Source organism: Paraburkholderia sp. RAU6.4a, assembly GCF_050435625.1.
Classification (GTDB): Bacteria; Pseudomonadota; Gammaproteobacteria; order Burkholderiales; family Burkholderiaceae; genus Paraburkholderia; species Paraburkholderia tuberum.
Window position 1 is genome coordinate 2485640 of record NZ_JBNDKQ010000002.1, and the last position, 26136, is coordinate 2511775.

Genomic DNA, 26136 nt, shown 5'->3' on the forward strand with positions numbered 1-26136 from the left:
ACTTGAGCGAAATCCATGCGACTCCTTCTGATCGAAGATGACCGCCCCATCGCACGCGGCATCCAAAGCAGTCTCGAACAAGCCGGCTTCACCGTCGACATGGTCCATGACGGCATCTTTGCCGAGCAGGCCCTCACGCAAAATCGCCACGAACTCGTGATCCTCGATCTGGGTCTGCCGGGCATCGACGGCATGACGCTGCTGTCGCGTTTCCGCCAGAGCAACCGTCACACGCCGGTGATCATCCTGACCGCGCGCGACGAACTGAACGACCGCGTGCAAGGCCTGAACTCGGGCGCGGACGACTACATGCTGAAGCCGTTCGAGCCGGCCGAGCTCGAAGCGCGTATTCGCGCGGTGATGCGCCGCAGCGGTCCGCACGGTGACATGCCGCGTCCGGAAGTGTCGCTGGGCGGCGTGCGGCTGTCGGGCGTCGACCGCCGCATCTTCAACGACGACAAACCGCTCGAACTGTCGCCGCGCGAATTCGCGGTGCTCGAAATGCTGCTGCTGCGTCACGGCCGCGTCGTCAGCAAGGCGCAACTACAGGATCATCTGACACACTTCGGCGGCGACCTCGGCGATACCGCGATCGAAGTCTACGTGCACCGCGTGCGCAAGAAGCTCGAGAACTGCCGTGTCGAAATCGTCACCGTGCGTGGCTTTGGCTACCTGTTGCAGGAAATTCGCCAGGCCGCATGATCGTCGTGAAGGCCGCGCATTGCGTCGCGGCCTGACGGCGCCGGAGCGGCGCCGCGCATCGGCTGTGCCCGGGGCGCCTTGTGCCGGGCCCCGGGCCGTCTCAAGGCGCCTCGCGCCATTACTACCGCAGTTGCCACCGCAGTCACAACTTTCCCGCGCGTTCGATCATGCACCAGCCGGCCGCCAATAGTCTGCGCCGCACGCTGCTGCGGCGCCTCGCTGCTCCCCTGTCGCTGCTCGCGCTGATGAGCGGCCTGATCGCTTACTGGCTCGCATGGCAGTACACGCAGCACGTGGTCGACCGTTCGCTCGCGGACCTCGCGACCGCGATCTCCAAACAGATCCAGATTGCCGGACCGGAAGCGCCGATCACGGTGCCACCGCTCGCGCAGGCGATGTTCTCCGACCCCGTCGAGCATCTGGTCTACCGGATCAGCACCGGTGACACCGAAATCGCCGGCGATCACAATCTGCCGCTGCAAGGCACCAACGTGCGCCGCATGCATTACGCGTACGTGTTCGAGACGCAGCACGAAGGCGTGACCGTGCGGGTCGCTCAGGTGCGCGTCGATCAGCCGAGCGGTAATCCGATCGTCGTCGAAGTCGGCCAGCCCGTGCATCACCGCTTCCGCATCGCCGCCGAGTTCCTCATCGCGATCATGATGCCGTTATTGCTGCTGCTGCTAGCCGGCTGGGTGATCGTGTGGCGCGTCGTCAATCAGCAGCTCAATCCGCTGACGGCGCTCGCCGATTCGCTGAACCGGCAAACGCACACGTCGCTCGAGCCGGTCGACGAAACCTATGTGCCGGTCGAGATCCGTCCGCTGACGGGCGCGCTGAACGCGTTGCTCGATCGTCTGAAAGCCGCCCTCGATGCGCAACGTAAATTCATCGCCGATGCCGCGCATCAGCTGCGCACGCCGCTCACCGCCGTGAAGCTGCATGCGGAGCAGGCGGTCGTCGCACGCGATCCACAGCAGACGCTCGCTGCCGTGCGCGAACTGCGCGCCGCGGCCGATCGCGCCGTGCGGCTGTCGAATCAATTGCTGTCGCTCGCGCGCGCCGAGCCGGGCGAACAGGCGGCCCGCTTCGTCAATGTCGACATGGCCGCGCTCGCGTTCGACACCGGCGCCGAATGGGTGCCGCGCGCGCTACCGGTACACGTGGACCTCGGCTTCCAGCGCCTCGACGATCCGTCCAACGATGACCCGCTGATGGCGCGCGGCAACCCTGTGCTGCTCCATGAAGTGATCGCGAATCTGCTCGATAACGCGCTGAAGTATGTGCCGCCTTCGCGGGTCGACGGCGGGCGTATCACGGTCACAGTTTCGCAGACGCTGATCGACGATCTGCGCATGGCCGAGATCGTCGTCGAAGACAACGGGCCGGGCGTGCCGCGTTCGCAGCAGTCGGATCTGTTCAAGCGATTCTTCCGCGGCGACGGGCAGACCGAGGCGGGCGTCGACAGCGGCGCGGGTCTGGGCCTCGCGATCGTCCACGACATCATGGTGCTGCATCATGGCAGCGTGCATTACGAGGACGCACCGGAGGGCGGCGCACGCTTTATCGTGAGGATTCCGTTGCTGCCGCCCGGTGCGTCCGCAGGCGCTGCCACCGCCAACGATGCCAACGCACGGCGCGCCACGAAAAAACCGGCGCACTCGGCGCCGGTCGATTTGTAGAAGGTTTGCCCGGCTGCCGCGGCGGCGTTCGCCTCAGCGCTTCGATCAGCGCAGACAGCTACCGCCGCGCACCGACCCGCGGCTCATTTCTTCTTCGATTTCTTCGCCGATTTGCTCGACTTTTCCCCCTTGTCGGCGCCTTTACCCGACTTGCCGCCGCCCTTGCCCTTCTGCGGCGGCGCCAGCATCGTGCCGCGGCACTTACGCGCGCCGCAGCGGCATTCGTATTCCTTTTTCAGCTTTTTCGTCTGACGCGCGTCGATCACTAGGCCGTAGTCGTAAAAGACTTCCTCGCCCTCCGCGATATCGCGCAGCGCATGCACGTACACGTGTCCGTCGATTTCCTCGGCTTCGCAGTTCGGCGCGCATGAATGATTGATCCAGCGCGCGCTATTGCCGTTCACCTTGCCGTCGATGACCTTGCCGTTATCCAGCGCGAAATAAAACGTGTGATTCGGTTCAGCCGGATTATGCGGATGGCGGCGCAACGCTTCTTTCCAGGTAATCCGCTCGCCCTTGTATTCGATCAGTCGCTCGCCGGCCGCGATCGGTTCGAGAGCAAACACGCCTTTGCCGTGCACACCCGAACGGCGCACGGCGATCCTGCGTGAATTCATTGAATGAATCCTTGTGAAGAACTGGGGAATCAAATCTGGCAATCGTCAGGCACGTCGTGCGCGCGGCTTTTTTCTGACGCGAATAGCAAACGCGGCGCCCTGAAAGCGCCGCGTCGACTTGCGACGCGCACCGCGCCACAACCGGCATCCTACACGTTGTCCACGGCTTCCTTCAACCGTCAGCCGATGCGTTTGTTCAACGTGCGACGGGCGTCACCGTTGACCAAACGAAATGTCGCCGAACAGCGCTTTCTGCTCACGCGGTTGTGAACGCCAGTACTGCGGCGGCGCTTCGACGGTCGCACCGAGGTTAGCGGCGGCGTGCCACGGCCAGCGCGGGTTATAGAGCAGCGCGCGAGCCAGCGCGATCAGATCGGCATCGCCCGTTTCGATCAGCTGCTCGGCGTGCAGCGGATCAGTGATGAGTCCGACGCCGATCGTCGTCAGACCGGTTGCGTGCTTGACCGCCTTCGCGAACGGAATCTGATAGCCCGGCTCGAGCGGAATTTGCTGCAGCGGCGAGACACCGCCCGACGACACGTCGATCCAGTCGCAGCCGCGCTTTTCCAGCTCGTGTGCAAACGCGATCGTGTCTTCGAGCGTCCAGCCGCCTTCGACCCAGTCCGTCGCCGACACGCGCACGCCGACCGGTTTGTCGGCAGGAAATGCGGCACGCACGATGTCGAAGATTTCGAGCGGAAAACGCATGCGGTTTTCGACCGAGCCGCCGTAGTCGTCGGTGCGCTGATTGGCGATCGGCGACAGGAACTGATGCAGCAGATAGCCATGGGCGGCATGCACTTCGAGCGCATCGATGCCAAGACGCGCGGCACGCCGCGCGGACGCGGCGAACGCCTCGCGAATCCGGTTCAGGCCGACGACATCGAGCGCGAGCGGCGGCTCCTCGCCCGGCTTGTGCGGCAGCGCCGATGGCGCATGCGGCAGCCACCCGCCTTGCGACACCGCAATCAGCTGGCCGCCTTCCCACGGCACGTGGCTCGATGCCTTGCGGCCCGCGTGCGCCAGTTGCATCGTCACGTTGACGTGCGAATGCTTGCGGATCGCGGCCAGCACCGGCACGAGCGCCTCTTCGGTCGCGTCGTCCCACAAGCCGAGATCGCCGGGGGTGATGCGCCCGTCCGGCTCGACGGCGGTTGCTTCGATGCACAGCATGCCCGCGCCGGACAGCGCGAGACCGCCGAGGTGAATCATGTGCCAGGCGGTCGCTTCGCCGCGTTCGGCGGAGTACTGGCACATTGGGGAGACGACGATCCGATTGGGAAGCGTCACGCTACGCAGCGTGAGCGGAGAGAAAAGCGCGCTCATGGATTACGCCCAGTGAAAGCCCGAGAGCGGTCGAGGATAGCACCGCACGCGGTTTACTGCATGAACGTGGCACCTGGCTGGACGCTTACGTCGCCATTCGGCTGGCCATTCAGGCTTGCGTCTCGACGTGATCGAGCCATTCGCCGAACATGCGGCACGCGGCGGCTTCGAGCACGGGACCGTATCGGCCGGTGTCGGCGCGCAACTGACGCGCGTCGATGCCGTGGCCCGAGAGTTCGTTCGCATTCCCTATCAGCCAAGGTTCGAACCGATCGGTGCGGATCTCGGGATGACACTGCAAGCCCAGTACGTGATCGCCCCATGCGAAGGCCTGATTCTCGCAAGCCGGAGTCGATGCCAGACGGGTCGCGTTGGCCGGCAGATCGAAGGTGTCGCCGTGCCAATGCAGCATCGAGGTATGAGCGCCATCGAGATGACGCAGCGGCGAGGCGCGGCCGGCATCGGTCAGCTTGAGCGGCGTCCAGCCGAGTTCGGCCTGAGCCGCGGGGTAGACGCGCGCACCGAGCGCCCGCGCGATCAGTTGTGCGCCAAGGCAGATACCGAGTGTCGGCAGACCGGCCGCGATGCGTTTTTCGATCAACGACAGCAGCGGCGCGAGCGTGGGGTACAGCGCGTCGTCGGTAGCGCTGATGGGGCCGCCCAGCACGACCATCAGCGACGCGGCAACCGGATTGGGCGCCTCGATACGGGCAACGCCCACATCGAGATAACGGACCGGACGCCCGCGCTCGCCGAGCACGAGCTCAAGACTGCCCAGATCCTCGAAGTGCACATGGCGGATGGCGAGTACTTCCCGATTCATCGGCCTGCCCTATCTTCAGGTTGACTAACGAGCTGCCGCCAACGACTTTATCCTTGCACGGCACCGGCCGGCAAGCAGGCGGCGCATACCGCCCGCCGTCGCCGGCCAGGCCATGTTAGCGGATTGCCCAGGAAGACGCCGGTTATTGGGCGAAGATCTTCCAGGTCTTCTTCTGGGTAGCGACGTCCGCCGTTTCATGCACGGAGCAGTCGAGACGCACATCGGTGTCCAACATGTTCAGGTCGAGCAGCGCGCAGTGATGCGGCGTCTTCTTCGGATTCTTGCTCGGCTGGAAATGCGTGCAGCTCAGGCACATACGATGCGGCGGAATCGTGTTTTGCGCTTCGAGCTGATAGATGGTCTTGAGCAGCGTGCGATAGAACACGGACTGCTCGTCGTCGCGCAGCGTACCGACCGCCTTCGAGAGGAAGTCCGGCCATTGCGCGGCGCGTTTGGCAGCGGTGCGGCCACGCGAGGTCAGACGTACCGCGAGCGCGCGACCGTCGTCGAGTGCGCGACGCTTTTCGACGAGGCCCTTGGTCTCGAGCGTGCTGACCGCATCGCTGGTGGTCGCGGCAGTCAGCGCCGTTTCACGCGCGATTTCGCCGAGACGCATCGGCCCCTTACGTTGCATCAACAGCACGAGGATCTCGCCCTGGGTCGGCGTAAGGCCCGCGCCTTCCGCCCATTCCCAAGCCTGGCTTCGCATCGCCGTGCTCAATCGCAAGAGGCTGTGGGTCACTCGCCCGGCTGCCTGTTCTCCGTATACGCCTTCGCTCATAATCTTCGATTCGTTTATTTACCGCTTTGGTGCAATGCCGGCGGCTGCCTGCCGGAGTACACCCGCTGCGTGTGTGGGGTAGCTTCGTCCAACCGCGGATGAAACCGTTTGTACTATCTCAAAAATACACCGTCCTGGAAGCCGAAGGCGGCGAAAAACGACATTCTATGCGACAGCGGCTAATCGTACAGCTAACTTATCCAACGCGAGCTGTGGATAAGCAGGGGAAAACGTTTGGACAGCCTGTGTACCGTTTTGCAACAAGCACTTGCAGCGTGTTGAACGTTTCCTCGGTTGCGCTTGCCAGGCGTGGCCGGAGCCCGTTTTACGAGCCCAGTTATCATTTCCCCAGCGCATTGACTTTGCAGGAAATTATTCAGTTGTCCACAGCCTTTGGCAATGCCTGCTTACGACTACTACGCTGGTATACGTAAACTTTCGAAAAACCTGAAGGGTTGCGCGCGCGAAAAACCATAAAAATTTTCTTACGAAAAAAAACCCGCACGCGGCGGGTTTCGTCGGAACGTCGCGTAGCTGGCGCACGCAAACGGTTTCATGAAGTCTTCGCGACTAGGCGCGCCATTGCAGACACTGCTGGCGTACCGCTTCGTGCAAGGACTTTTCCTGCGCAAACACACTGCGCAGCCACGTCGCGTCGTTGACCTGACCGCGCGCGATCGCGCCGACTTCGGCCAGCGCATTCACCGAGCCGAGCGCTTCCGCATGCGGTCCGATCTGTTCGAGCGTTTCCAGAATATCTTCGGAAATCGTCTTGCGTTCACCGGTTTGCGGATTGATGCAGGTGCCACCGAGTCCGAAGCGGCAGGCTTCGAAACGGTTGAACGTGTAGACCAGATAGTCATCTTCCTGCGGCAGGATCGGCTTATCGAGCAACAAATGACGCGCAAGCGTCTGGATATAGCAGGCGATCGCCGCGGCGCGATCCACCGAAAACGGTGTATCCATCACGCGGACCTCAATCGTGCCGAAGCCCGGCTTCGGACGGATATCCCAGTAGAAATCCTTCATGCTGTTGACCACGCCCGTGTGGACCATCTTCGAGAAATACTCCTCGAAGCTGTCCCACGTCAGCACGAACGGCGCGCGGCCCGACAGCGGAAACGCGAACACGGAATTCAGACGTGCCGAATGAAATCCGGTATCGACGCCCTGTACGAAAGGCGACGACGCGGACAACGCAATGAAATGCGGGATGAAGCGCGACATCGAATGCAGCAGATACAGCGCGCTGTTCGGATTCGGGCAACCGATGTGCACGTGCTGGCCGAACACGGTGAACTGCTTCGCGAGATAGCCGTATAGCTCGGAAATATACTGAAAGCGCGGCGTATCGACGATCTGCCGCTCGCTCCATTGCTGGAAAGCATGGGTGCCGCCACCGCACAGACCGACGTTCAGATGATCGGCCGCGGATACCAGCGTGTCGCGAATCTTGCGCAGATCGGTGACCGCCTGTTCGTGCGACGTGCAGATGCCGGTCGACAGCTCGATCATGCTTTCGGTGATTTCCGGCGTGATATTGCCGGGGATTTTTTCGTCCTTGATGAGGCGCAGCAGATCCGTGCCGGCTTTGGTCAGATCATAATCGTGCGTATTGACGATCTGCATTTCGAGCTCGATACCGAACGTGAACGGTTTCGAGTCGATGAAGGGTTCGAGTGACATGGCGTCCCCTGAGTCAGGTCGTTTGAGGCGAAGGAATTGAAAGACGGGTTCGTGAAACGCGCATGGCAGCCCATGCGCGTTTCACGCTTACCCCTCGCGCCGCTCGGCGACGAGCGCGAGGCTGCGATAGACGAGCCACGGCCCGAGAATCTGCAGCACGAAAATCGAACACATAGCGATTGCGCGCAGCTGCGGATCGAAGTTCGGATACAGGTTGTACGTGTCGTCGACGAGCAGATACGCGAGCGCCGACATCGGTGACAAGGACAGGCCGAGCGCGATGCCCTGCTTCAAGTTCAGGCCGCTCGGCTTCGCGAACGCCAGCACGCCGACCAGCTTCGCGACGAGGCGAGCAACGATCAGACCCAGCGCGGCGACTCCGCCCAACGCGATGTGCTTCCATTCGAACGACGTCAGCGTCAGCACGAACAGGATCACCGTCAGCAGCCAGCCCGCGGTGCCGAAATGCTCTGGCCACAACTGCGGACGCGCTTCGTGATTCTTCACGATGATGCCCGCGGCGAGCAGCGCGAGAATCGTCGACAGCTTGAACAGATGCGCGATCGCGATCGCGAGCAGCACGAGACCGAACAGCGCCACGAACGAATGCTCGTCCTGCATGTTCAGGCGCCGATAGAAGAACGTGCAGGTGCGCGCGAGCAGATACGCGAGCACGAGCGAGCCGACCAGCAGGTACAACGGCTGCAGGATGGTCGCGAACACGTTGCCGTAAACCTCCTGATGCAGCCAGCTCGACACGAGCTTTTCGATCACGACCGCGTACATGCTGTTCAGCGCGGTCAAGGTCAGAAGACGCTGCGTGACCTGGCCTTCCGCGCGTAGTTCGGTTTTGAGCTGGATCACCATCGCGGGCGATGTCGCCATCGCGATCGCGGCGAGTACGGTCGCGACCATCAGCGGCACGTGCAGAAACAGCAACACGGGCAGCACCAGCACGAAAGTCAGCGTGGCTTCGGCGACGCTCGACAGAATCAGCCACGGATTACGGCGGATCCAGCGCAGATCGAGCCGGCTGCCGAGTTCGAACAGCAACAGGCCGAGCGCGACGTCGAGCAGCGGCCGCGCGGCGCTCGCGGAATCCGCATCGATCACGCCAAAGCCTGCCGCGCCGGCCACGAGTCCGATCACCGCATAGCCGGAAATGCGCGGCAAACGCCACGCGCGATAGCAAAGCTCGCCGCACAGACCGGCGGCAAGCAATGCAAGACCCGCCCAGAAAATGGCGTCGGGCGAAAGCGGCCACGCCGGCAAAAACGAAAACGCCGAATTCATCGTAATGGGTTCTCCTTGGCAGCAACGGCAGACGACACGAACCGGCGCACACGCACGCCGTCACGAGCGCACGGGGAGCGCACGTTGTCGCAAGCGCTTCGCGAAATCAGCGTTGCGAGGTTTCAGTGATCGGATGATCGGAATGCGCCACGGCCGCGAAGAACCGCACGGAGTCGGGCACATACACGGGATGCGGCAGTAGCAACAGGGATGCTGAAGGAACGCCGTCGACCTTGAATCAGATTCTGTTTGACCGGCACCGTTCCATTGCTGCGCGTGCCGTCAGTTGCTGTGGCACGACGCGGAAAAACGGGGATTGTGCCATAGCTTTTTCCGGGTTAACCGAAAAGACGTTAACTCGCAGGCAAAACGGTAAAAAAGAACGTTATTTTCCCAGTGAACGGAAAAAGCGACCTTTTTTCGAGGTATCGCATCAGTTTCGACCACGTCGCAAACGGCGAATCCGCTCCGGGGCGTTGCCGCTGCTTCGGTGATTTCGATGCGCGGGTTTGGTCGTTAACGCAAGCCCGATAGGCGGGGCGTTAGCCCCCGTCTTTGCTGTTTACTGGTTTACCGTATGTATACGTAGTAACAGTTAACAAGCTGCCTCGGTTTCTGTGGATAACCTATGTTTACCGAAACAAATCATCGAGTTCCCGGCCGCATAACCGGATGCACAGCATGTGCGGCGGCTGCCGGTATACGCGAGCAACTTTTCGCACTTTTTCGCGATATCCCAGTTACCCCGTTTACGTCCACAACGGTTCCACACGACTTGCGCCGGTTAACCGCGCGGTTATCCACAGGTGGCAGTGGATAAGCCGGAACCTGGTTTACAGGGCGGGCGGAGTTAACGTGCCGGGCGCAGAGATAACTTCGCAATGGTCGAAGCCGGTTAACCGATCGTTCCCTGTCGCAAGGAGCGCAGCAGAAAACGCCCAGGGTCGATGTCTTCCGCGAGATCGCGTTCGAGCGGCCACGGCTCGCCTTCGATCTGCGAGGCGATCAGTTCAGCGCCGAGCGCGGCCCACACCAGCCCGCGAGAACCATAAGCGAATGCGCCGTACAGACCGTCGAGGCGCGGCAGATCGAGCGGCCATGCGCCGCGCAGGCGGGCAGCATCGCGGGCGGCAGCGGCTTCGTCGGCGAACTGGCCGATCATCGGCATGCGATCCGAGCTCACGCAGCGAAACGCAACGCGTCCGGCGAGCGAGGTCAGCGGCGCGGCATCGAGTGCGCTTGCGAACGACGGCAACATCTGCGCGACGCGCTCGATATTCTCGCGATGACCGTCCGCGCGCAGCGACGTGTCGGGGTCGTCGAGTTCATAGGTCGCGCCTGTCAGCGTGACATCGTTCGCGAGCGGCACGGCGTAGCCCTCGCCGATCACCGGCAGCGCAAGCGGCGCGACGGTACCCGCCGGCAGCAAGCTCAACTGACCACGAATGCTGCGGGTCGGCGCATGACGCAAGCCAGCGATGCGCGCAGCTTCATGCGCACCAGCGACGATCACGACCGGCGCTCGCGCGACTACCTTTCCCGCGATATCGAAGACGGTCCACTGATTGCCGGCACGTTCGAGCCGCGCGACGTCGACACCGAAGCGTCGTTCGAGCAAGCCGCCTGCCGATGCGGATTGCGCCGTGCACAGCGAAGCCGGATCGATCCAGCCGCCGCGCGGAAAGAACCAGCCGCCACGCGCGAGCGGCACGCCGGCGAGTCGCTCGGCATCGGACGCGCACACCGGCGTCACATAGTCGGACGGATAGCGGAACGCGCCGATGGCCTCGCCGATTGCGCGCGCCTCGTCGTCGTCCGCGGCGATCTGCAGCAGACCGCGATCGCCGCGCGCGAGCCGATGCCCTGCACTTTCGAGCGCGGCCCAACGATTGAGCGCGTACAGAAAGCCCGCCCGCGTGACGCGCGACGCGACGCTGTCGTCGCGCGAAATCATTGGGTGGAATACGCCGGCTGGATTGCCAGACGCATCTTGTGCAACCGACGCATGCCGCTCGAGCGAAGTCACGCGCCAGCCGCGCGCCGCAAGCCGCTCGATCACCGCGCAGCCGGCCAGTCCCGCACCGATCACGACCGCGTGTCGTTCGTCGTGCCAGAACGGCGCGGGCGGCTCATAACGGCGCACACGCCAGCGCGGCGCGAAGCGACCGACCAGCATCGCGCGTTTCCAGCCGAAGCCGTCGACCTTGCGATACTCGAAGCCGCATTGCGTCAATGCGCGTTTGACGTCGCCGGCGCTGCTATAGGTGGAGAAGGTCGCGTCATCGCCGGCGACGCGCGCGAGCGCCTTGAAGATCGCCGGGCTCCACAGCTCTGGATTTTTCGCGGGCGCAAAGCCATCCAGATAGAACGCATCGGCACGCAGCCGCAATGTGGGCAGGCTGTCGAGCGCATCGGCGAAGATCAACGTCAGCACGACGCGGCCGCCTTCGAATTCGACCCGGTGCGTGCCGGGCACGAGCATCGGCCAAGCGTTCGCGAGCGTGTCCGCGAGCCCGGCGATCAGCGGATCGGAGATCGTCGTTGCGTGAACGCGGCGCAGATCGGCGGCGCTAAACGGATGCTTTTCGGTCGACACGAAATGCAGCCGCTCGCAGCGAGCCGGATCGGCGCGCCATGCGGCCCACGTGACGAGAAAGTTGATGCCGATGCCGAAGCCGGTTTCGAGCACGGTGAACGTACGGCGGCTCTGCCATCTTTCGGGCAATTCGTTGCCGCGCAGAAAGACGTAGTGAGCCTGCTCGAGCGCGCCGACGGCGCTGTGATAGATGTCGTCGTGGCGTGGTGAAAAGGGGCTGCCGTTGTCGCGGAAAGCGAGGACGGCGGGGATCAGCGGATCGGTCATGCGCGACGGGAAAACACGCTCAAAAGGTCGCTCGAAAGAGCGGGTTCGATGGTTCGAGCCGGCGCGCGCTGCGCGCGAGTCGCCGTAAAAGACCCATCAGGACGCATTTAGACGCTTTGCTGCGTTGGCAAAAACCAACGCTAACCCCCGCCAGGACTGGGTTTCAGCCCTCGTTTAGGGGGTGCTGAGGGGCAAAATTTCGATTTCCTTGCAAGAACGGCCCGAAAACCGTGCAATTCCTCGAAACCCTTATCCTGATTGGGTTTGCGCTGCGCTATCATAGCAAGCGCCGCGAAGGGAGCGGCAGCACGGCCGCCGAACAGGGTTTTGTCCGGCGCGGGAGATCGTCAGGATCAGGGCCGCAGCTGCTCGACGGCGCGGTGCGCGCACGTATAATCGGCGCGGTCGCGCTGTTCGTATCAACCTAACTCAGAAAGGAACCTTAATGAACAAACAGGAACTGATCGACGCTGTCGCAGGACAGACGGGCGCCAGCAAGGCTCAAACCGGTGAAACGCTGGACACGTTGCTTGAAGTGATCAAGAAGTCTGTGTCGAAGGGTGAGGCGGTCCAGTTGATTGGCTTCGGTAGCTTTGGTTCGGGCAAGCGCGCAGCGCGTACGGGTCGTAATCCGAAGACCGGCGAAACTATCAAGATCCCGGCTGCCAAGACCGTCAAATTCACGGCAGGCAAGGCGTTCAAGGACTCGGTCAACAAGCGCTAGGCAGATTCCTGCCGGGCAGTTGACACCCGCGAGAAAAACCCGCCAGTGGCGGGTTTTTTTTTCGTCCATGCATATGGTTCAAGCGCGGGACGTGCTTCGTTCAGTCATGACGATGCGCGTTCTCGTCGTGGTCATGTCCGCCATGTTCTCAGTCGTCGCCGTGCCCGTGATGATGACGGCCGCGATCATCATCATGATCGTGATCGTGATCGTGGTCGTCGAACTCCCACGCCGGGAACGGATCAGGGAACTGCTGCCAGGCTTGCGGCCCGAGCGCGTATTCGTCGTCGGTGAGCAGACAGGCGTCGAACTTCGCGCGCCAGATGGCGGGGTCGATATCCACGCCGATCAGCACGAACTCCTGACGACGATCGCCGATGCTGGTATCGTCCGGCGCGCCGTACCAGTCGGCGGCGATTTCGGCGGCCAGTTCGTCGTCGCCTGCCGGCCATTCGCTGCGATCCTGCGCGGCCCACCACATGCCCGCCGGACCGTGCCGGCAAGCGCCACCGGCCTGCGATAGCGAACCGCCGATATCGTTGCGCGTCGCGAGCCAGAAGAATCCCTTGCTACGCAGTACGCCCTTCCACTCCCGATGCAGCAGCTCCCACAGCCGCTGCGGATGAAACGGCCGGCGTGCGCGATAGACGAAATGGCCGACGCCGTATTCGTCGGCTTCGCTGCGATGCATATGGCCGTGTTGACCGCCGTGCTCGTGCTCGAGCGCCGCGAGCCAGCCCGGCGCATTCGACGCTTCGTCGAAATCGAAGCGTCCGGTGTTCACGATCTGCTCGAACGGCACTTCGGCGAAGCGGCTCACGAGCTGCACCGCGCGCGGGTTCAGGCGTGCGAGGATGCGCTGCAAACGCGCGAGCTCGTCGGCGCTGACGAGATCGATCTTGTTCACGACGAGCACGTCACAAAACTCGATCTGCTCGATCAGCAATTCGACGATCGTACGGTCGTCGTCTTCGTCGACCGTGATGCCGCGTTCGGCGAGCGCATCGGCCGACGCGTAATCGCGCAGGAAGTTGAACGCATCGACGATCGTGACCATCGTATCGAGCCGCGCGACGTCGCCGAGCGACGCGCCTTCGTGGCCCTCGAATGTAATGGTTTCGGCACTCGACATTGGCTCGGCGATGCCGCTCGATTCGATCACGAGCGCGTCGAAGCGATTTTCGCCGGCGAGGCGACGGATTTCGTTTTGCAGCTCGTCGCGCAGCGTGCAGCAGATACAGCCGTTCTTGAGTTCCACGACCTGCTCGTCGACGCTCGACAGGTCGGCCGCCTGGCGCACGAGCGTCGGGTCGATATTGACCGCGGCGAGATCGTCGACGATCGCGGCGACGCGCAAACCGGCGCGATTCGCGAGGATGTGATTCAGGAGCGTGGTCTTGCCGGCGCCCAGAAAACCGGAGAGCACGGTGATGGGCAATAGCGGCTGGTTCATCGCGGTACGGAATACGGGAGGATTGAAAGGCGTGCCGGGGGCGGGGCCAAATGGTCGGCGTCGCTGCGACGGCGCGACAGCAGCATGAAGCCGCATTGTGCATTAAAACGGGCGTGGCCTGCGCGAGCGACAGCGCTGGACAAGCCTACCGCGCGGGCATCAACTTCCAGCTGCGCAGAATCGCGGCGATCTGTTGCGCGTATTTGTCCCGCAACGTCGGCGTCTCAGAGTGGTATGCTCCGACCGCCTGCCAGGTATTGCCGTACTTGTTCATCTGGCGGCGCAGATGCCACGCCGCGATATAAACATTCTTGCACGGCTCCATCAGCGTGCCCTGCGAGATCCCGTACTGGGCGAGCACCGGCAGATGCACCGAATTGATCTGCATCACACCGTAGTCGGTCGAGCCGTTCGCGTTCTTGTGCTGCGCATCCGGCCGGTTGTGCGACTCCTGCCACGCGATAGCCCGTAAAATCAATGGGTTGACCTTCTGATACTTCGCCGCTTCGTCGAAGCAGTCGGCGCGCGCGGAGCCGGCTGCGACGAGCAGCGCGAGCGTGGCGGCGACGGTGACGAGCGGACTTTTCATCGGTCAACAGGACTGGATAAACCCGAGGTAAGAATCGGTAAGGCAGTTTGCCGGCTGCATTTCGGCCGCAACGGCAAGCTGGCCGGGCATTTGTCGAGCATCGGGGAAAACCCGCGTCGGCAAACACATAGCAGTGAGTCGAACGGCTCGTATCATACCGGCAGTCCGACCTTCGTCAAGTTGGCTAACCGACATAAGACCGTACAAAGCCGGGTAATGGCGTCTGTCTACGGTGCCGGTCAGCTTTCAATTTAATAACAACCCTGCGATCCCTAAGGATTCGCATGAGGCCCCTTGTTTTGTTTCAAATCCGACATGAAAAGCTGTTACTGTTCGTTTTTTTCGGACGTCGGGACGCTGGAGCTCGAAGCGACACTCGCTTTTGGGGCCGGCTCACAGACCGACCGGGCGGTAGCTTGCTGCCAGGTCCGCATCGCATGACCGCCGGTGGCAGAGGCTGCCGGCATCGATATCACATTCCATGAGAAGAAATTGTATGGCTTTGCGTCGCGTGGCAACGGCGCTGCTGGTGGCTGGACTGATCACCGCGCAGACAGCACAGGCAGAGGTGACACTCAACTTCGTCAACGCCGACATCGACCAGGTCGCCAAGGCGATCGGCGCGGCGACCGGCAAGACGATCATCGTCGATCCGCGGGTGAAGGGGCAACTGAACCTCGTGTCCGAAAACGCGGTACCCGAGGATCAGGCGCTCAAAACCCTGCAGTCCGCGCTGCGCATGCAGGGCTTCGCGCTCGTGCAGGATCACGGCGTGCTGAAAGTGGTGCCCGAGGCCGACGCCAAGCTGCAAGGCGTGCCGACCTACGTCGGCAACGCGCCGACGGCGCGCGGCGACCAGGTCGTCACGCAGGTCTTCACGCTGAGGAACGAATCGGCCAACAACCTGCTGCCGGTACTGCGTCCGCTGATTTCGCCGAACAACACCGTCGCGGCCTACCCCGCCAACAATACGATCGTCGTCACCGACTACGCCGACAACGTGCGGCGCATCGCGCAGATCATCGCGGGCATCGATAACGCGGCAGGCCAGTCGGTGGCGGTCGTGCCGCTGAAGAATGCGAATGCGATCGACATCGCGCAGCAGATGAACAAGATGCTCGATCCGGGCGCGATAGGCAGTACGGACGCGACGCTGAAGGTGTCGATCGCGTCGGATCCGCGCACCAACTCGCTACTGATGCGCGCGTCGAACACCGCACGTCTCGCGGCGGCAAAGGAGCTCGCGAAACAGCTCGACGTGCCGACCACGATGCCGGGCAACATTCACGTCGTGCCGCTGCGCAACGCGGATGCGACGAAGCTCGCGCGCACGCTGCGCAGCATGCTCGGCAAGGGCGGCGGCGAAGGCTCGTCGGGCGGCTCGAACGAGGCGAACTCGTTCAACCAGAACAGCAGTGGTGGTGGCGGCGGCGGTCTGTCGAACGCCAGCAATTCGACGGGCACGTCGGGCACGCCACCGTTGCCGTCAGGCGGACTCGGCGGCAGCTCGATGAACTCGCCGATGGGCGGCGGCGCCTCGGGCTCGAATAGTAATAGTGGCGGCTTTCTCGGCGGAGAAAAGGAGAAGAGCGAAGACCAGGGCGGCGGCATGATCACGGCCGATCCCGCAACCAACTCGCTGATCATCACGGCGCCCGAAGCGACGTACCGCAACTTGCGCGCGGTGATCGACCAGCTCGATGCACGTCGCGCGCAGGTGTATATCGAGGCGCTGATCGTCGAGCTGAACTCGAATACGAGCGGCAACCTCGGGATTCAGTGGCAGGTCGCGAACGGTAACCTGTTTGCCGGTACCAACCTGTCGACTGGCTCGGGCAACAGCATCATCAACCTGACGGCAGCCGCGGCCGCTGCCGGCTCGACCGGCGGTCTCGCTACGGCGCTGGGCGCCCAGAACTTGCAACAGGGCCTGAACGTCGGCTGGATCCACAACATTTTCGGCGTGCAGGGTCTCGGCGCGCTGCTGCAGGCGCTGTCGCAGACTGCCGACGCGAACGTGCTGTCCACGCCGAACCTGATCACGCTCGATAACGAAGAAGCGAAGATTATCGTCGGTACCAACGTGCCGATCCAGACCGGTTCGTACTCGAACCTGACGAGCGGCACGACGAGCGCGGCGTTCAACACGTTCGACCGTGTCGACGTCGGTCTGACGCTGCACGTGAAGCCGCAGATTACCGACGGCGGCATCCTGAAGCTGCAGCTCTACACGGAAGATTCGGCGATCGTGAACGGTACGAACAACGCGGCGACGAACCCGGCGGGCCCGGAATTCACGAAGCGTTCGATCCAGTCGACCGTGCTGTGCGATAACGGCGAGATCATCGTGCTCGGCGGCCTGATGCAGGACAACTACCAGGTCAGCAACAGCAAGGTGCCGCTGCTCGGCGACATTCCGTGGCTGGGCCAGCTGTTCCGCTCCGAGCAAAAGACGCGCGACAAGACTAACCTGATGGTATTCCTGCGCCCGGTCATTCTCGCCGATCGCGACACCACCCAGGCCGTCACGGCGAACCGCTACGACTACATCCAGGGCGTGCAGGGTGCGTACCGTTCGGACAACAACATCATGAGGGATCGCGACGATCCGATCGTGCCGCCGATGCCGCTCGGCCCGAGCCAGGGCGGTGTGCCGGCGCTGAACCTGTTCGATCTGAACCAGATGCGCCGCCAGCAGATGATGCCGCAGCAGGCACCGCAACAGGTGCCTCAACAGGTACCGCCGCAGGCTGTGCCGCAAGCCAACGCGCAGCCCACGACGCAACCCGTGCCGCAACCCGTGCCGCAACCGGCGGTCGTCGATCCGGCCAGCGGAGTGGTGCCGAGCACGGTATCGCCGGGAGCGCGTCCGTGACGCAGACGTCCGCGCAAACCGCGCCATCGCAAGGTCTGTTGAACGGCGCCGCCGCCGGCGAGCGCGCGGCGCCCTCGCCGCTCGCCGCCCGGCTCGTGCCGTACGGTTTCGCGCGCAGCGGCCAGATCCTGGTCGCGCATCAGTATGCCGATAGCCTCGAAGTCTGGATCAGCGAGCGCACGAGCGAAGCCGCGCTTGCCGAAATCGCGCGCAACTACGGCACGGTATCGGTGGTGCGCGTGCCCGCCGACGATCTCGCGCAGGCGATCAACCAGGCCTATGCGCGCCAGGACGGCAGCGCCGCGCAGGTGGTCGGTGAAGTGGAAGGCGAAGTCGATCTGTCGCGTCTGATGCAGGACATTCCCGAGGTCGAGGATCTGCTCGAATCGGAAGACGACGCGCCGATCATCCGCATGATCAACGCGCTGCTCACGCAAGCGGCGCGCGAACAAGCATCGGATATTCATATCGAGCCGTTCGAGAATGCGTCCGTGGTGCGCTTTCGTGTCGACGGCACGCTGCGCGACGTGGTGCGGCCGAAAAAAGCGCTGCACGGCGCGCTGATCTCGCGGATCAAGATCATGGCGCAGCTCGACATCGCGGAGAAACGTCTGCCGCAGGACGGCCGCATTACGCTGCGCGTCGGCGGTCGTCCGGTCGACGTGCGCGTATCGACGCTGCCCACCGGCCACGGCGAGCGCGCGGTGCTGCGGCTGCTCGAAAAAGACGCGGCGCGACTGAATCTCGAAGCGCTGGGCATGGCATCCGACACCCTCGGCAAGTTCGACAAGCTGATCGGCAAGCCGCACGGCATCGTGCTCGTGACGGGCCCGACCGGCTCCGGCAAGACCACGACGCTGTATGCGTCGATGTCGCGACTGGAGACGGCGACCACCAACATCATGACGGTGGAAGACCCGATCGAATACGACCTGTCCGGCATCGGCCAGACCCAGGTCAACGAGCGGATCGGCATGAGCTTTGCGCGCGCGCTGCGCTCGATTCTGCGTCAGGATCCGGACATCATCATGATCGGTGAAATCCGCGACCTCGAAACCGCGCAGATCGCGGTGCAGGCGTCGCTGACCGGCCACCTGGTGCTCGCGACGCTGCACACGAACGACGCGGCATCCGCGGTCACGCGTCTGACCGACATGGGCGTCGAGCCGTATCTGCTCGCTTCGTCGCTGCTCGGCGTGCTCGCGCAGCGGCTCGTACGGCGGCTGTGCCCGGTGTGCCGCGAAGAGCGCACCGAAGAGGACGGCAGCAAGCGCTGGCATCCGGTCGGCTGCGACCGTTGTGGCCAATCCGGTTACGCGGGACGGCGCGGCGTCTACGAGCTGCTGCTGATCGATGAGACGATCCGTGCGCTGATCCACCGCAACGCGGCGGACGCCGAAATTCTCGAAGCGGGCCGCGCGCACGGCATGCGCACGCTGCGCGAGGATTCGGAGCGCTGGCTCGCATCGGGACTGACGTCGCTCGAAGAAGTGATTCGCGTGACGGGCGGAGCATAAGCGCATGCCGGCATTCCGTTTCGAAGCTATCGACGCGGCGGGCAAGGCACAAAAAGGCGTGCTCGACGCCGACAGTGCACGCGGCGCGCGCACCAACCTGCGCTCGCAGGGACTCACTCCGCTCGTCGTCGAACCGGCGGCGTCGCGCACCCGCGGCGAGCGCAATCAGCGGCTTGCGCTCGGGCGTCGTCTGTCGCAGCGCGAGCAGGCCATTCTGACGCGGCAGCTCGCGAGTCTGCTGATCGCGGGTCTGCCGCTCGACGAAGCGCTCGCGGTGCTCACCGAGCAGTCGGAGCGCGACTACATCCGCGAGCTGATGGCGGCGATTCGCGCCGAAGTGCTCGGCGGTCATTCGCTCGCGAATGCGCTGCAGCAGCATCCGAAGGACTTCCCCGAGATCTACCGGGCGCTCGTCGCGGCCGGCGAACACACAGGCAAGCTCGGCCTGGTGCTGTCGCGGCTCGCCGACTACATCGAGCAGCGCAATGCACTGAAGCAGAAGATCGTGCTGGCGTTCACGTATCCGACGATCGTCACGATCATCGCGTTCGGCATCGTCACGTTCCTGCTCAGCTATGTGGTGCCGCAGGTCGTCAACGTGTTCGCGAGCACCAAGCAGCAACTGCCGTTTCTGACGATCGTGATGATGGCGCTGTCCGGCTTCGTGCGGCACTGGTGGTGGGCGATGCTGATCGGCGCGATCGTGGTCGTCTATCTGGTGCGCGCGACCCTCAGGCAACCGGGCCCACGGCTCGCCTTCGACCGCTGGCTGCTGACCGCGCCGCTGATCGGCAAGCTCGTGCGCGGCTATAACACGGTCCGCTTCGCCAGCACGCTCGGCATTCTGACCGCGGCGGGCGTGCCGATTCTGCGCGCGCTGCAAGCCGCGGCCGAAACGCTCAGCAACAATGCGATGCGCGAGAACATCGACGACGCGATCGTGCGAGTGCGCGAAGGTACGTCGCTGTCGCGCGCGCTCGGCAACACGAAGACGTTTCCGCCGGTGCTCGTGCACCTGATCCGCTCGGGCGAAGCGACCGGCGACGTGACGACGATGCTCGATCGCGCGGCCGATGGCGAAGCGGGCGAGCTGGAGCGTCGCACGATGTTCCTGACGAGCCTGCTGGAGCCGCTGCTGATCCTGGCGATGGGGGGCGTGGTGCTGGTGATCGTGCTCGCGGTGATGCTGCCGATCATCGAACTGAACAACCTCGTGCAGTAGTAGTCGTCGTAGCGCGAGGAAGGAAGAGAAAGGATTTGCGCGGCATGCGGTATCAGCCGCGCAACCGCTTCGGGTTTCAGCGCACGTAAATGGTGGGACCGCTGGAGTAGGCTGGGAGGAAGATTTCCGAGTGGGCGCCATTGCGGTCGATGATGATCGAGCGGGCGCGGACTTCGGAGAGCCTGGTGCCTTGCATCAGCGTGCTGCCGAGCGACACCGCGCGCGGCGGCTCGCCACCGACGCTGACGATCGCCGCGGCGCCTTTGCTCAACGCGAGGATGCCGAAGAGATGGATGTCCTGATTGACGTTGCGCGTGAGCTGTCCGCCGAACAGCGTCGCGGCCTGATCGGTCGAGACCTGCGCATGCGCCGCCGCAGCCGGCAACGGCGCGCCGGACAACGTGATGAGCGTGATGACCCAGTAGGTCAGCGTCGCGCAGAAAGCGGCGAACAGCGCGAGCGACAGGAGGCGAATTTGGATGGCGTTCATGCGCACATTGTACGGACTATTGTGAAAATTGCGGTGGGTTGAAGCCCTTCAACTGCATGACATTAAAATGACGGCCCGGCGTGTTCAATCTGATAGGCCGGGCCGAAAATTTCACCTGAAAAGAGGTAGCAACCTATGCAACTGTCGACCATTCGCCGCGCTGACAACGCGGGTTCGCGCGGCCGTCGTCAACGCGGTTTCACGCTGATCGAAATCATGGTCGTGATCGCCATTCTCGGCATTCTCGCCGCGCTGATCGTGCCGAAGATCATGAGCCGTCCGGACGAAGCGCGGCGCGTTGCCGCGAAGCAGGACATCGGCACCGTGATGCAGGCGTTGAAGCTCTATCGCCTCGACAACGGCCGCTATCCGACCCAGGAGCAAGGCCTGCACGCACTGATCGAAAAGCCGTCCACCGACCCGGTGCCGAACAACTGGAAGGAAGGCGGCTATCTCGAGCGTCTGCCGAACGATCCGTGGGGCAATGCGTACCAGTACCTGAATCCCGGCGTGCACGGCGAGGTCGATGTGTTCAGCTACGGCGCCGATGGCAAGCCGGGCGGCGAGGGCAACGACTCCGACGTCGGGTCCTGGCAATGAACAGGCTGAACCTGGCATCCCGGCAGACTCGATGATGTTCATGCACGCGCCCTCCTTGCCACCGGTTCGGCCGCTTGTTTCGCGAGGCGCCCTGCCCGCCACGCCGTTATGTTCGCGGCGCGTGCAAGCGTGCGTGCTTCACCGATGCATTGCTGTATGAATTTCCGTTGATCGTCGATGCCCGGCACTATGCGCACGTCCGCTTGCAAGTCCCGTGTGGACACTCCGTGTACGGCTTCGCGGCCGCGCTCCCGCCTGCGCCGCCGCCGCGCGGCAGGCTTCACGCTGCTCGAAATGATGGTCGTGCTCGTGATCGCGGGCCTGCTCGTGTCGCTGACCGCGGTCACGATGACCCGCAATCCGCGCACCGATCTGAACGAGGAAGCGCAGCGTCTCGCGCTGCTGTTCGAATCGGCTGGCGATGAAGCGCAGGTGCGCGCGCGGCCGATCGCGTGGCAGCCGTTCGAGGGCGGCTTCCGTTTCGATCAGCGCACCCAGGACGGCTGGCGTCCGCTGCGCGACGATCTGCTCGGACCGCGTCAGTGGGAAGGCGGCGTGACCGGTGTCGCGATCAGTTACCCGGGCTCGGATTCGCACGCCGATCGCATCGTGTTCGGTACCGAGGCGATCGACGTGCCGGTGCAGGTCACGCTGTTTTCGGCGGCCGGCCAGGCGACGATCGTCGGCACCGGCAATGGCCGCTACGAGGTGCGCTGAGATGCGGATGCTTCGCTATGGCAGGTCGGTCCGTGCCCCTTCCCTCTTCATGACGCGCGATGTCGGGTGCCGCGAGGAGCGTGGCTTCACGATGATCGAGGTGCTGGTCGCGCTCGCCATCATCGCGGTCGCGCTTGCCGCGTCGCTGCGCGCGGTCGGCAGTCTCGCGAGCGGCGAAGCCGATCTCCACCGGCGTCTGCTCGCCGGCTGGAGCGCGGACAACGCGCTCGCGGACCTTCATCTGAAGCATGCATGGCCCAATATCGGCTCAACGAGCTTCGATTGCTCGCAAGGCAATCTGCAACTGCGCTGTACCGAGCATGTGACGGCGACGCCGAATCCGGTGTTTCGCCGTGTCGAAGTGATGGTGACGATGCCTGGGCAGTCCGGCAATCTCGCGCAGATGGTCACGGTGGTCGCGAATGAAAACAACCGCTCGCTGTGAGCGCCGCCGCCGTTATGGCGCGCGCGGCTTCACGCTGATCGAACTGCTGGTCGCGATCGCGATCCTCGCGGTGATCGCCGTGCTGTCATGGCGCGGGCTCGATCAGATCATCCGCGGCCGCACGACGATCACGAACGCGATGGAAGACGAACGGGTGTTCGCGCAGCTGTTCGACCAGATGCGCATCGACGCACGCCAGGCCGCCAGCGACGACGAATCCGGCCAGGCCGCGGTCTCGGTGTCCGGCAACGCGCTGCAGATCGTGCGGCACATGGTGCTGCCGGCCACCGCGCCGCGTCTGCAGGTGGTGCGCTATCAGATCTCGAACGGCCGCGTGGTGCGCTACGCGTCGCCGCCGCTCGGCAACGTCGGCGAATTGCGGCGCGCGTTGCACGGCAGCGACGAAGGCTGGAGCGCGGTGCCGCTGATGGGTGGCGTCGGCTCGATCTCGGCGCGCATGTACGTGCCGAAGCTCGGCTGGACCATACGGATGAACGACGTACAGACCGCGATGACCGAGGCCGTCAACAACCTGAAGGTGCCGCAGCTCGGCAACGCGCCGATGCCGCGCTCGGTGACGGGGCTCGAGGTCAGCATCGGCGCAACATCGCTCGCGCGGCCGGTCACGCGCGTTTTTCTGGTCGGAGAATGACATGACGTTCTCCTCGTCGTCGTCGAAAAAGTCGGCATCCGGTTCGCGCGTGGCCGGTGCGCGCGAGCGCGGTGTGGCCATCATCAGCGCGCTGCTCGTCGTCGCCCTGTCGGCGATCCTCGTGTCCGGCATGTTGTGGCGCCAGCAGGTGCAAATCCGGCGCATCGAGAATCAGCGGCTGTTGTCGCAGGCGCAATGGGTCGCGCGCGGCGCGCTCGACTGGACCCGGCTGATTCTGCGCTCCGAAGGCGATACGTCGGCTGGCATCACGTATCTGGGCGGCTTGTGGGGCGTGCCGATCGCGAAAACCCGGCTGTCGGATTTTCTCGGCCAGATTGGCGAGGTACGCGCTGAGCAAGGCGCGGCCACCTACCTGTCGGGCTCGATCGAGGACGCGCAGTCCCGATTCAATCTGCGCAATCTGGTCGCAAGTCCGGCGCCCGGCGTGACGCAAATCAGCGCCGAGCAGATGGCCGCGTATCAGCGCCTGCTGGTGTCGCTCGGCCTGAGCGGGCAGCTCGCCAAAGTGACCGCGCTGCACGTGCGCGCGGGGCTGTCGCAGTCGGCGACGCGCTTTCAGACCGGCACGTCCATCAGCAGCACGCCGCAGGTGGGCGGCGGCGGTATGACGGGCGGCAACTTCACGAACCAGCCCGGCATCGAGGACGGCGACGACAACGTGGCGGTCGCGCCGCTGCTGATGACGGGCGTCGATTCGCTGCTCGACATTCCGGGCTACACGCCGGAGATCGTCGCGAAGCTGCGGCCGTTCGTCACCGTGCTGCCTACGACCACCGCGATCAACATGAACACTGCGTCGGCCGAAGTGATCGCGGCAGTGGTGCCGGGCATGACCGTGTCGCAAGCGCAAGCACTCGTCGCGCGGCGCCAGACCGTGTTTTTCCGCAACGTCGGCGACGTGCAGCTCGCGCTGACCGCCGCCGGTGTGCAATCGGTGTCGATCGATCCGAATCAGTTCGACGTCAACTCGAGCTACTTTTTAGTCCACGGCAGTGTGCAGCACGAGCGCGCCGAAGTGGATCGCACGACGCTCGTCTATCGCGATCCACTGACTCACACCACGCGTATCGTGCGGGTACAAGACCAACTGTGAACAACGCAATCCATAGAGAGAGTGGCCTTTGAGCACGCTGATCGTCCTATTGCCACCGCGTGATCCGGCGGTGCCCTCGCAGGAATGGCAACTGCCCGAGCTGCCGTTCGTGCTGCTCGACAAGACGGGGCGCACGCAGCGCGCCGGCCGCTCGGCGCTCGCGCTGCTGCCGCGCGCCGGCACGACGGTGCTGATGCTCGCCGCGCGCGACCTGCTGCTGATGCCCGCGACGCTGCCGCCGCTGCGTGGCCCGAAGCTGCGCCAGGCGCTGCCCAATATCGTCGAGGATCAACTGATCCAGGACCCGCAGACCTGCCATATCGCGGTCGATCCGCAGGGGCTTGGTGAAGGTCGGCACCTGCTCGCGATCATTGATCGCGGCTGGTTCCGTTTCATCTGTGAGGCGTTCACGGCGGCCGGTCATCGCAGTCTGCGCGCGGTGCCGGTCACGCGTTGCCTGCCGCTGGCGCCGGTGACCGAAGTTGCCGCGAACGACGATGAAACAGCCGAAGTGCGCGAGCCGGCGATGGCTGGCGCGGCGAGCGTCGCGACGTCGCTACCGGGCATCGCGCCGGTGGTCGCGCCCGAAGCGCCGTCCATCGTGCCGATGGTGGCCGCGGTGCTCGGTGCGGTCGTGCAGACCGCACCCGCGCTGCTCGTCGAGGGCGCGCTCGACAGCGGCGTGCCGCGCGTCGAACTGGCGATTGCACGCGGTGTCCAGGGCGAGGGTTTCGCGGCGCCGGCCGATGCGGTGAACGCGACGCTGTCCGCGCTAGCGGGTGCGGCGCCGGTGTCGCTGTACATGCTGACCGAGGTGCCCGGCAACGAGCCGAACCAATCCACGACGAGTCCCGCGCGGCTCGCCTCGCATATTCACGGCGCGAGTCCGCTGCCGTTCGAGCAGCTCGCGCGACGCGCGCTCGAATGCCGCTTCGACCTGTGCCAGTTCGAATTCGCGTCGCAGCCGTGGCGCCTCGATCGCGCGACGCTGCGGCGTCTGCGTCTGCCGATCGTGCTCGCGCTCGCCGCGCTCGTCGTCGCGATCATCGGCGCGAACGTGCAGTGGCTGATGCTTGCGCGTCAGCGTGACGCGATCAACACGCAGATGACGGAGCTGCTGCTCAATACGTTCCCGAAGACGACTGTCGTACTCGACGCGCCCGATCAGATGGCGCGTCAGGTGCAACAGCTGCGCGTGGCGGCGGGCGAGCTGTCGCCGGAGGATTTCCTGTCGCTCGCCGACGGCCTCGCGCGCTCGCTGTCGCCGCTGCCGGTCAACGGCATTGCCGCGCTCGACTATCACGAGCACCGCCTCGACGTGACCTTCAAACCCGCGGTCAAGGTCGACCCCGACTTCGCCAAGCGCCTCGCGCGCAACGGCCTTACCGGCGCGATCGACAGCAGTACCGGCAAGTGGACCATCAGGAACGGACAATGAAAGCTGAACTCGCTCAAACATGGGCTGGCTTCTGGGACCAGCGCACCGATCGTGAAAAGGCGCTGCTGACGTGGGGCGGCGCCGCGCTCGCCGTGGCGATTGCGTGGTCGGTGCTGTGGGCGCCCGCGCAGGAAGGCCGCGCGCACCTGCGTGAATCGCTGCCCAGCCTGCAGCGGCAGCTTGCGCAGATGACCGCGCAGTCGAACGAGGCGCGCTCGCTGTCGGCGGCCGCGCAAGGTGTCGCGCCGACCGGCGCGGCGCTGAAGGACGCGCTTTCCGCATCGCTCGGCGAACATGGTTTGGCCGCGACGCAGGTGCAGTTCGTCGGCAACGCGGTGCAGGTGCAAATGAAAAACGTGGCGTTTCCGGCCTGGACCGCGTGGGTCGATGACGTGCGCAAGCAGTTCAAGGTGCAGGTCTCCGAGGCGCACATTAGCGCGTTGAAAGACGACGGCCAGGTCGATCTGACGGTCGCGCTGCAACCGTCGACCGCGAAATAACAACGCGCCGCTCGCTACAGGATCTCG

At 64.2% G+C, this 26136-nt stretch carries 24 protein-coding genes; 14 read left to right on the plus strand and 10 right to left on the minus strand.

What is annotated here, in order from left to right; all coding sequences use genetic code 11:
- Positions 1-15 precede the first annotated feature (15 nt).
- Both OKW40_RS16325 and OKW40_RS16330 read left to right on the plus strand, forming a co-directional pair.
- Complete coding sequence (locus OKW40_RS16325) at positions 16-702, plus strand: response regulator (RefSeq protein ID WP_013090980.1); 687 nt, start codon at positions 16-18, stop codon at positions 700-702.
- Between the two features lie 167 nt (positions 703-869).
- Positions 870-2384, plus strand: coding sequence for a sensor histidine kinase (locus OKW40_RS16330; RefSeq protein WP_184060993.1), 1515 nt, complete (start codon positions 870-872; stop codon positions 2382-2384).
- Between the two features lie 83 nt (positions 2385-2467).
- Here the strand turns inward: OKW40_RS16330 and OKW40_RS16335 are convergent, their stop codons facing one another.
- From OKW40_RS16335 to mnmC, 7 genes are all read right to left on the minus strand, one after another.
- Complete coding sequence (locus tag OKW40_RS16335) at positions 2468-3001, minus strand: SET domain-containing protein (RefSeq protein ID WP_018418882.1); 534 nt, start codon at positions 2999-3001, stop codon at positions 2468-2470.
- Positions 3002-3214: 213 nt separating this feature from the next.
- The gene (locus OKW40_RS16340) at positions 3215-4327 is read right to left on the minus strand and encodes an NADH:flavin oxidoreductase/NADH oxidase (RefSeq protein ID WP_184060991.1); all 1113 of its coding nucleotides are present in this window, start codon (positions 4325-4327) and stop codon (positions 3215-3217) included.
- Between the two features lie 109 nt (positions 4328-4436).
- Positions 4437-5150, minus strand: coding sequence for a glutamine amidotransferase (locus OKW40_RS16345; protein ID WP_429490512.1), 714 nt, complete (start codon positions 5148-5150; stop codon positions 4437-4439).
- 142 nt (positions 5151-5292) lie between these two features.
- A complete protein-coding gene (locus OKW40_RS16350) occupies positions 5293-5931 on the minus strand; it encodes a MarR family winged helix-turn-helix transcriptional regulator (protein ID WP_184060989.1) in 639 nt (212 codons plus the stop codon).
- A 570-nt stretch (positions 5932-6501) separates the two neighbouring features.
- Positions 6502-7617, minus strand: a complete 1116-nt coding sequence (locus OKW40_RS16355; RefSeq protein WP_429490514.1) for a YbdK family carboxylate-amine ligase — start codon at positions 7615-7617, stop codon at positions 6502-6504.
- Positions 7618-7704: 87 nt separating this feature from the next.
- Positions 7705-8910 carry a cation:proton antiporter gene (locus OKW40_RS16360; protein ID WP_429490515.1) on the minus strand — a complete coding sequence of 402 codons (1206 nt, stop codon included), beginning with the start codon at positions 8908-8910 and terminating at the stop codon, positions 7705-7707.
- Positions 8911-9805: 895 nt separating this feature from the next.
- Positions 9806-11773, minus strand: a complete 1968-nt coding sequence (gene mnmC / locus OKW40_RS16365) for a bifunctional tRNA (5-methylaminomethyl-2-thiouridine)(34)-methyltransferase MnmD/FAD-dependent 5-carboxymethylaminomethyl-2-thiouridine(34) oxidoreductase MnmC (RefSeq protein ID WP_429490517.1) — start codon at positions 11771-11773, stop codon at positions 9806-9808.
- A 230-nt stretch (positions 11774-12003) separates the two neighbouring features.
- On the opposite strand from mnmC, the gene OKW40_RS16370 reads away from it, so the two are divergent.
- Together OKW40_RS16370 and OKW40_RS16375 are read left to right on the plus strand one after the other, a co-directional pair.
- On the plus strand, positions 12004-12201 hold the full coding sequence (locus OKW40_RS16370; protein ID WP_090802341.1) for a hypothetical protein: 198 nt from the start codon (positions 12004-12006) through the stop codon (positions 12199-12201).
- 17 nt (positions 12202-12218) lie between these two features.
- The gene (locus OKW40_RS16375) at positions 12219-12497 is read left to right on the plus strand and encodes an HU family DNA-binding protein (protein ID WP_018418891.1); all 279 of its coding nucleotides are present in this window, start codon (positions 12219-12221) and stop codon (positions 12495-12497) included.
- Between the two features lie 148 nt (positions 12498-12645).
- On the opposite strand, the gene OKW40_RS16380 is transcribed toward OKW40_RS16375, so the two are convergent.
- Positions 12646-13950, minus strand: a complete 1305-nt coding sequence (locus OKW40_RS16380) for a GTP-binding protein (protein WP_429490519.1) — start codon at positions 13948-13950, stop codon at positions 12646-12648.
- A 145-nt stretch (positions 13951-14095) separates the two neighbouring features.
- The gene (locus tag OKW40_RS16385; protein WP_184060985.1) at positions 14096-14539 is read right to left on the minus strand and encodes a lytic transglycosylase domain-containing protein; all 444 of its coding nucleotides are present in this window, start codon (positions 14537-14539) and stop codon (positions 14096-14098) included.
- A gap of 496 nt (positions 14540-15035) precedes the next feature.
- Here OKW40_RS16385 and gspD point away from each other — a divergent pair, with 496 nt between their 5' ends.
- From gspD to gspF, 3 genes are read left to right on the plus strand one after another with little or no spacing between them, the layout of a single operon-like run.
- Entirely contained in the window at positions 15036-17414 is a 2379-nt protein-coding gene (gene gspD / locus OKW40_RS16390; protein WP_429407919.1) for a type II secretion system secretin GspD, read from the plus strand.
- A complete protein-coding gene (gene gspE, locus OKW40_RS16395; protein WP_429490521.1) occupies positions 17411-18931 on the plus strand; it encodes a type II secretion system ATPase GspE in 1521 nt (506 codons plus the stop codon). Before gspD ends, gspE begins: the two co-directional genes overlap by 4 nt.
- A gap of 4 nt (positions 18932-18935) precedes the next feature.
- Positions 18936-20153, plus strand: coding sequence for a type II secretion system inner membrane protein GspF (gene gspF / locus OKW40_RS16400; protein WP_090802334.1), 1218 nt, complete (start codon positions 18936-18938; stop codon positions 20151-20153).
- A 76-nt stretch (positions 20154-20229) separates the two neighbouring features.
- Here gspF and OKW40_RS16405 read toward each other — a convergent pair whose 3' ends face one another.
- On the minus strand, positions 20230-20643 hold the full coding sequence (locus tag OKW40_RS16405; RefSeq protein WP_184060983.1) for a type II secretion system protein N: 414 nt from the start codon (positions 20641-20643) through the stop codon (positions 20230-20232).
- Positions 20644-20778: 135 nt separating this feature from the next.
- On the opposite strand from OKW40_RS16405, the gene gspG reads away from it, so the two are divergent.
- The 7 genes from gspG (at position 20779) to OKW40_RS16440 (ending at position 26109) form a co-directional block, all read left to right on the plus strand.
- Positions 20779-21243, plus strand: a complete 465-nt coding sequence (gene gspG / locus OKW40_RS16410) for a type II secretion system major pseudopilin GspG (RefSeq protein ID WP_184060982.1) — start codon at positions 20779-20781, stop codon at positions 21241-21243.
- A gap of 189 nt (positions 21244-21432) precedes the next feature.
- Positions 21433-21960, plus strand: coding sequence for a GspH/FimT family pseudopilin (locus OKW40_RS16415; RefSeq protein WP_429491985.1), 528 nt, complete (start codon positions 21433-21435; stop codon positions 21958-21960).
- 49 nt (positions 21961-22009) lie between these two features.
- Entirely contained in the window at positions 22010-22405 is a 396-nt protein-coding gene (gspI, locus tag OKW40_RS16420) for a type II secretion system minor pseudopilin GspI (protein ID WP_429490523.1), read from the plus strand.
- Complete coding sequence (locus OKW40_RS16425; RefSeq protein ID WP_090802328.1) at positions 22383-23057, plus strand: PulJ/GspJ family protein; 675 nt, start codon at positions 22383-22385, stop codon at positions 23055-23057. The genes gspI and OKW40_RS16425 overlap by 23 nt, the downstream gene beginning before the upstream one ends.
- Position 23058: 1 nt before the next feature.
- A complete protein-coding gene (gene gspK / locus OKW40_RS16430) occupies positions 23059-24171 on the plus strand; it encodes a type II secretion system minor pseudopilin GspK (RefSeq protein ID WP_184060979.1) in 1113 nt (370 codons plus the stop codon).
- Between the two features lie 28 nt (positions 24172-24199).
- Complete coding sequence (gene gspL, locus OKW40_RS16435) at positions 24200-25609, plus strand: type II secretion system protein GspL (RefSeq protein WP_429490525.1); 1410 nt, start codon at positions 24200-24202, stop codon at positions 25607-25609.
- Positions 25606-26109 (plus strand): type II secretion system protein M, encoded by a 504-nt coding sequence (locus OKW40_RS16440; RefSeq protein WP_429356364.1) that lies wholly within the window; start codon positions 25606-25608, stop codon positions 26107-26109. Before gspL ends, OKW40_RS16440 begins: the two co-directional genes overlap by 4 nt.
- Positions 26110-26136: the final 27 nt, after the last annotated feature.

Excerpts from the sequence above, each read along its gene's own strand:
- OKW40_RS16355 (WP_429490514.1), bottom strand. The coding sequence starts at position 7,617 with ATGTCACTCGAACCCTTCATCGACTCGAAACCGTTCACGTTCGGTATC.
- OKW40_RS16335 (WP_018418882.1), bottom strand. The coding sequence starts at position 3,001 with ATGAATTCACGCAGGATCGCCGTGCGCCGTTCGGGTGTGCACGGCAAA.
- OKW40_RS16360 (WP_429490515.1), bottom strand. The coding sequence starts at position 8,910 with ATGAATTCGGCGTTTTCGTTTTTGCCGGCGTGGCCGCTTTCGCCCGAC.
- OKW40_RS16425 (WP_090802328.1), top strand. The coding sequence starts at position 22,383 with ATGAAAACAACCGCTCGCTGTGAGCGCCGCCGCCGTTATGGCGCGCGC.
- OKW40_RS16340 (WP_184060991.1), bottom strand. The coding sequence starts at position 4,327 with ATGAGCGCGCTTTTCTCTCCGCTCACGCTGCGTAGCGTGACGCTTCCC.
- OKW40_RS16350 (WP_184060989.1), bottom strand. The coding sequence starts at position 5,931 with ATGAGCGAAGGCGTATACGGAGAACAGGCAGCCGGGCGAGTGACCCAC.
- OKW40_RS16385 (WP_184060985.1), bottom strand. The coding sequence starts at position 14,539 with ATGAAAAGTCCGCTCGTCACCGTCGCCGCCACGCTCGCGCTGCTCGTC.
- OKW40_RS16325 (WP_013090980.1), top strand. The coding sequence starts at position 16 with ATGCGACTCCTTCTGATCGAAGATGACCGCCCCATCGCACGCGGCATC.
- OKW40_RS16345 (WP_429490512.1), bottom strand. The coding sequence starts at position 5,150 with ATGAATCGGGAAGTACTCGCCATCCGCCATGTGCACTTCGAGGATCTG.
- OKW40_RS16380 (WP_429490519.1), bottom strand. The coding sequence starts at position 13,950 with ATGAACCAGCCGCTATTGCCCATCACCGTGCTCTCCGGTTTTCTGGGC.
- mnmC (WP_429490517.1), bottom strand. The coding sequence starts at position 11,773 with ATGACCGATCCGCTGATCCCCGCCGTCCTCGCTTTCCGCGACAACGGC.
- gspI (WP_429490523.1), top strand. The coding sequence starts at position 22,010 with ATGACGCGCGATGTCGGGTGCCGCGAGGAGCGTGGCTTCACGATGATC.
- gspG (WP_184060982.1), top strand. The coding sequence starts at position 20,779 with ATGCAACTGTCGACCATTCGCCGCGCTGACAACGCGGGTTCGCGCGGC.
- gspK (WP_184060979.1), top strand. The coding sequence starts at position 23,059 with ATGACGTTCTCCTCGTCGTCGTCGAAAAAGTCGGCATCCGGTTCGCGC.
- OKW40_RS16330 (WP_184060993.1), top strand. The coding sequence starts at position 870 with ATGCACCAGCCGGCCGCCAATAGTCTGCGCCGCACGCTGCTGCGGCGC.
- OKW40_RS16415 (WP_429491985.1), top strand. The coding sequence starts at position 21,433 with ATGCGCACGTCCGCTTGCAAGTCCCGTGTGGACACTCCGTGTACGGCT.
- OKW40_RS16440 (WP_429356364.1), top strand. The coding sequence starts at position 25,606 with ATGAAAGCTGAACTCGCTCAAACATGGGCTGGCTTCTGGGACCAGCGC.
- gspF (WP_090802334.1), top strand. The coding sequence starts at position 18,936 with ATGCCGGCATTCCGTTTCGAAGCTATCGACGCGGCGGGCAAGGCACAA.
- OKW40_RS16405 (WP_184060983.1), bottom strand. The coding sequence starts at position 20,643 with ATGAACGCCATCCAAATTCGCCTCCTGTCGCTCGCGCTGTTCGCCGCT.
- gspD (WP_429407919.1), top strand. The coding sequence starts at position 15,036 with ATGGCTTTGCGTCGCGTGGCAACGGCGCTGCTGGTGGCTGGACTGATC.
- OKW40_RS16375 (WP_018418891.1), top strand. The coding sequence starts at position 12,219 with ATGAACAAACAGGAACTGATCGACGCTGTCGCAGGACAGACGGGCGCC.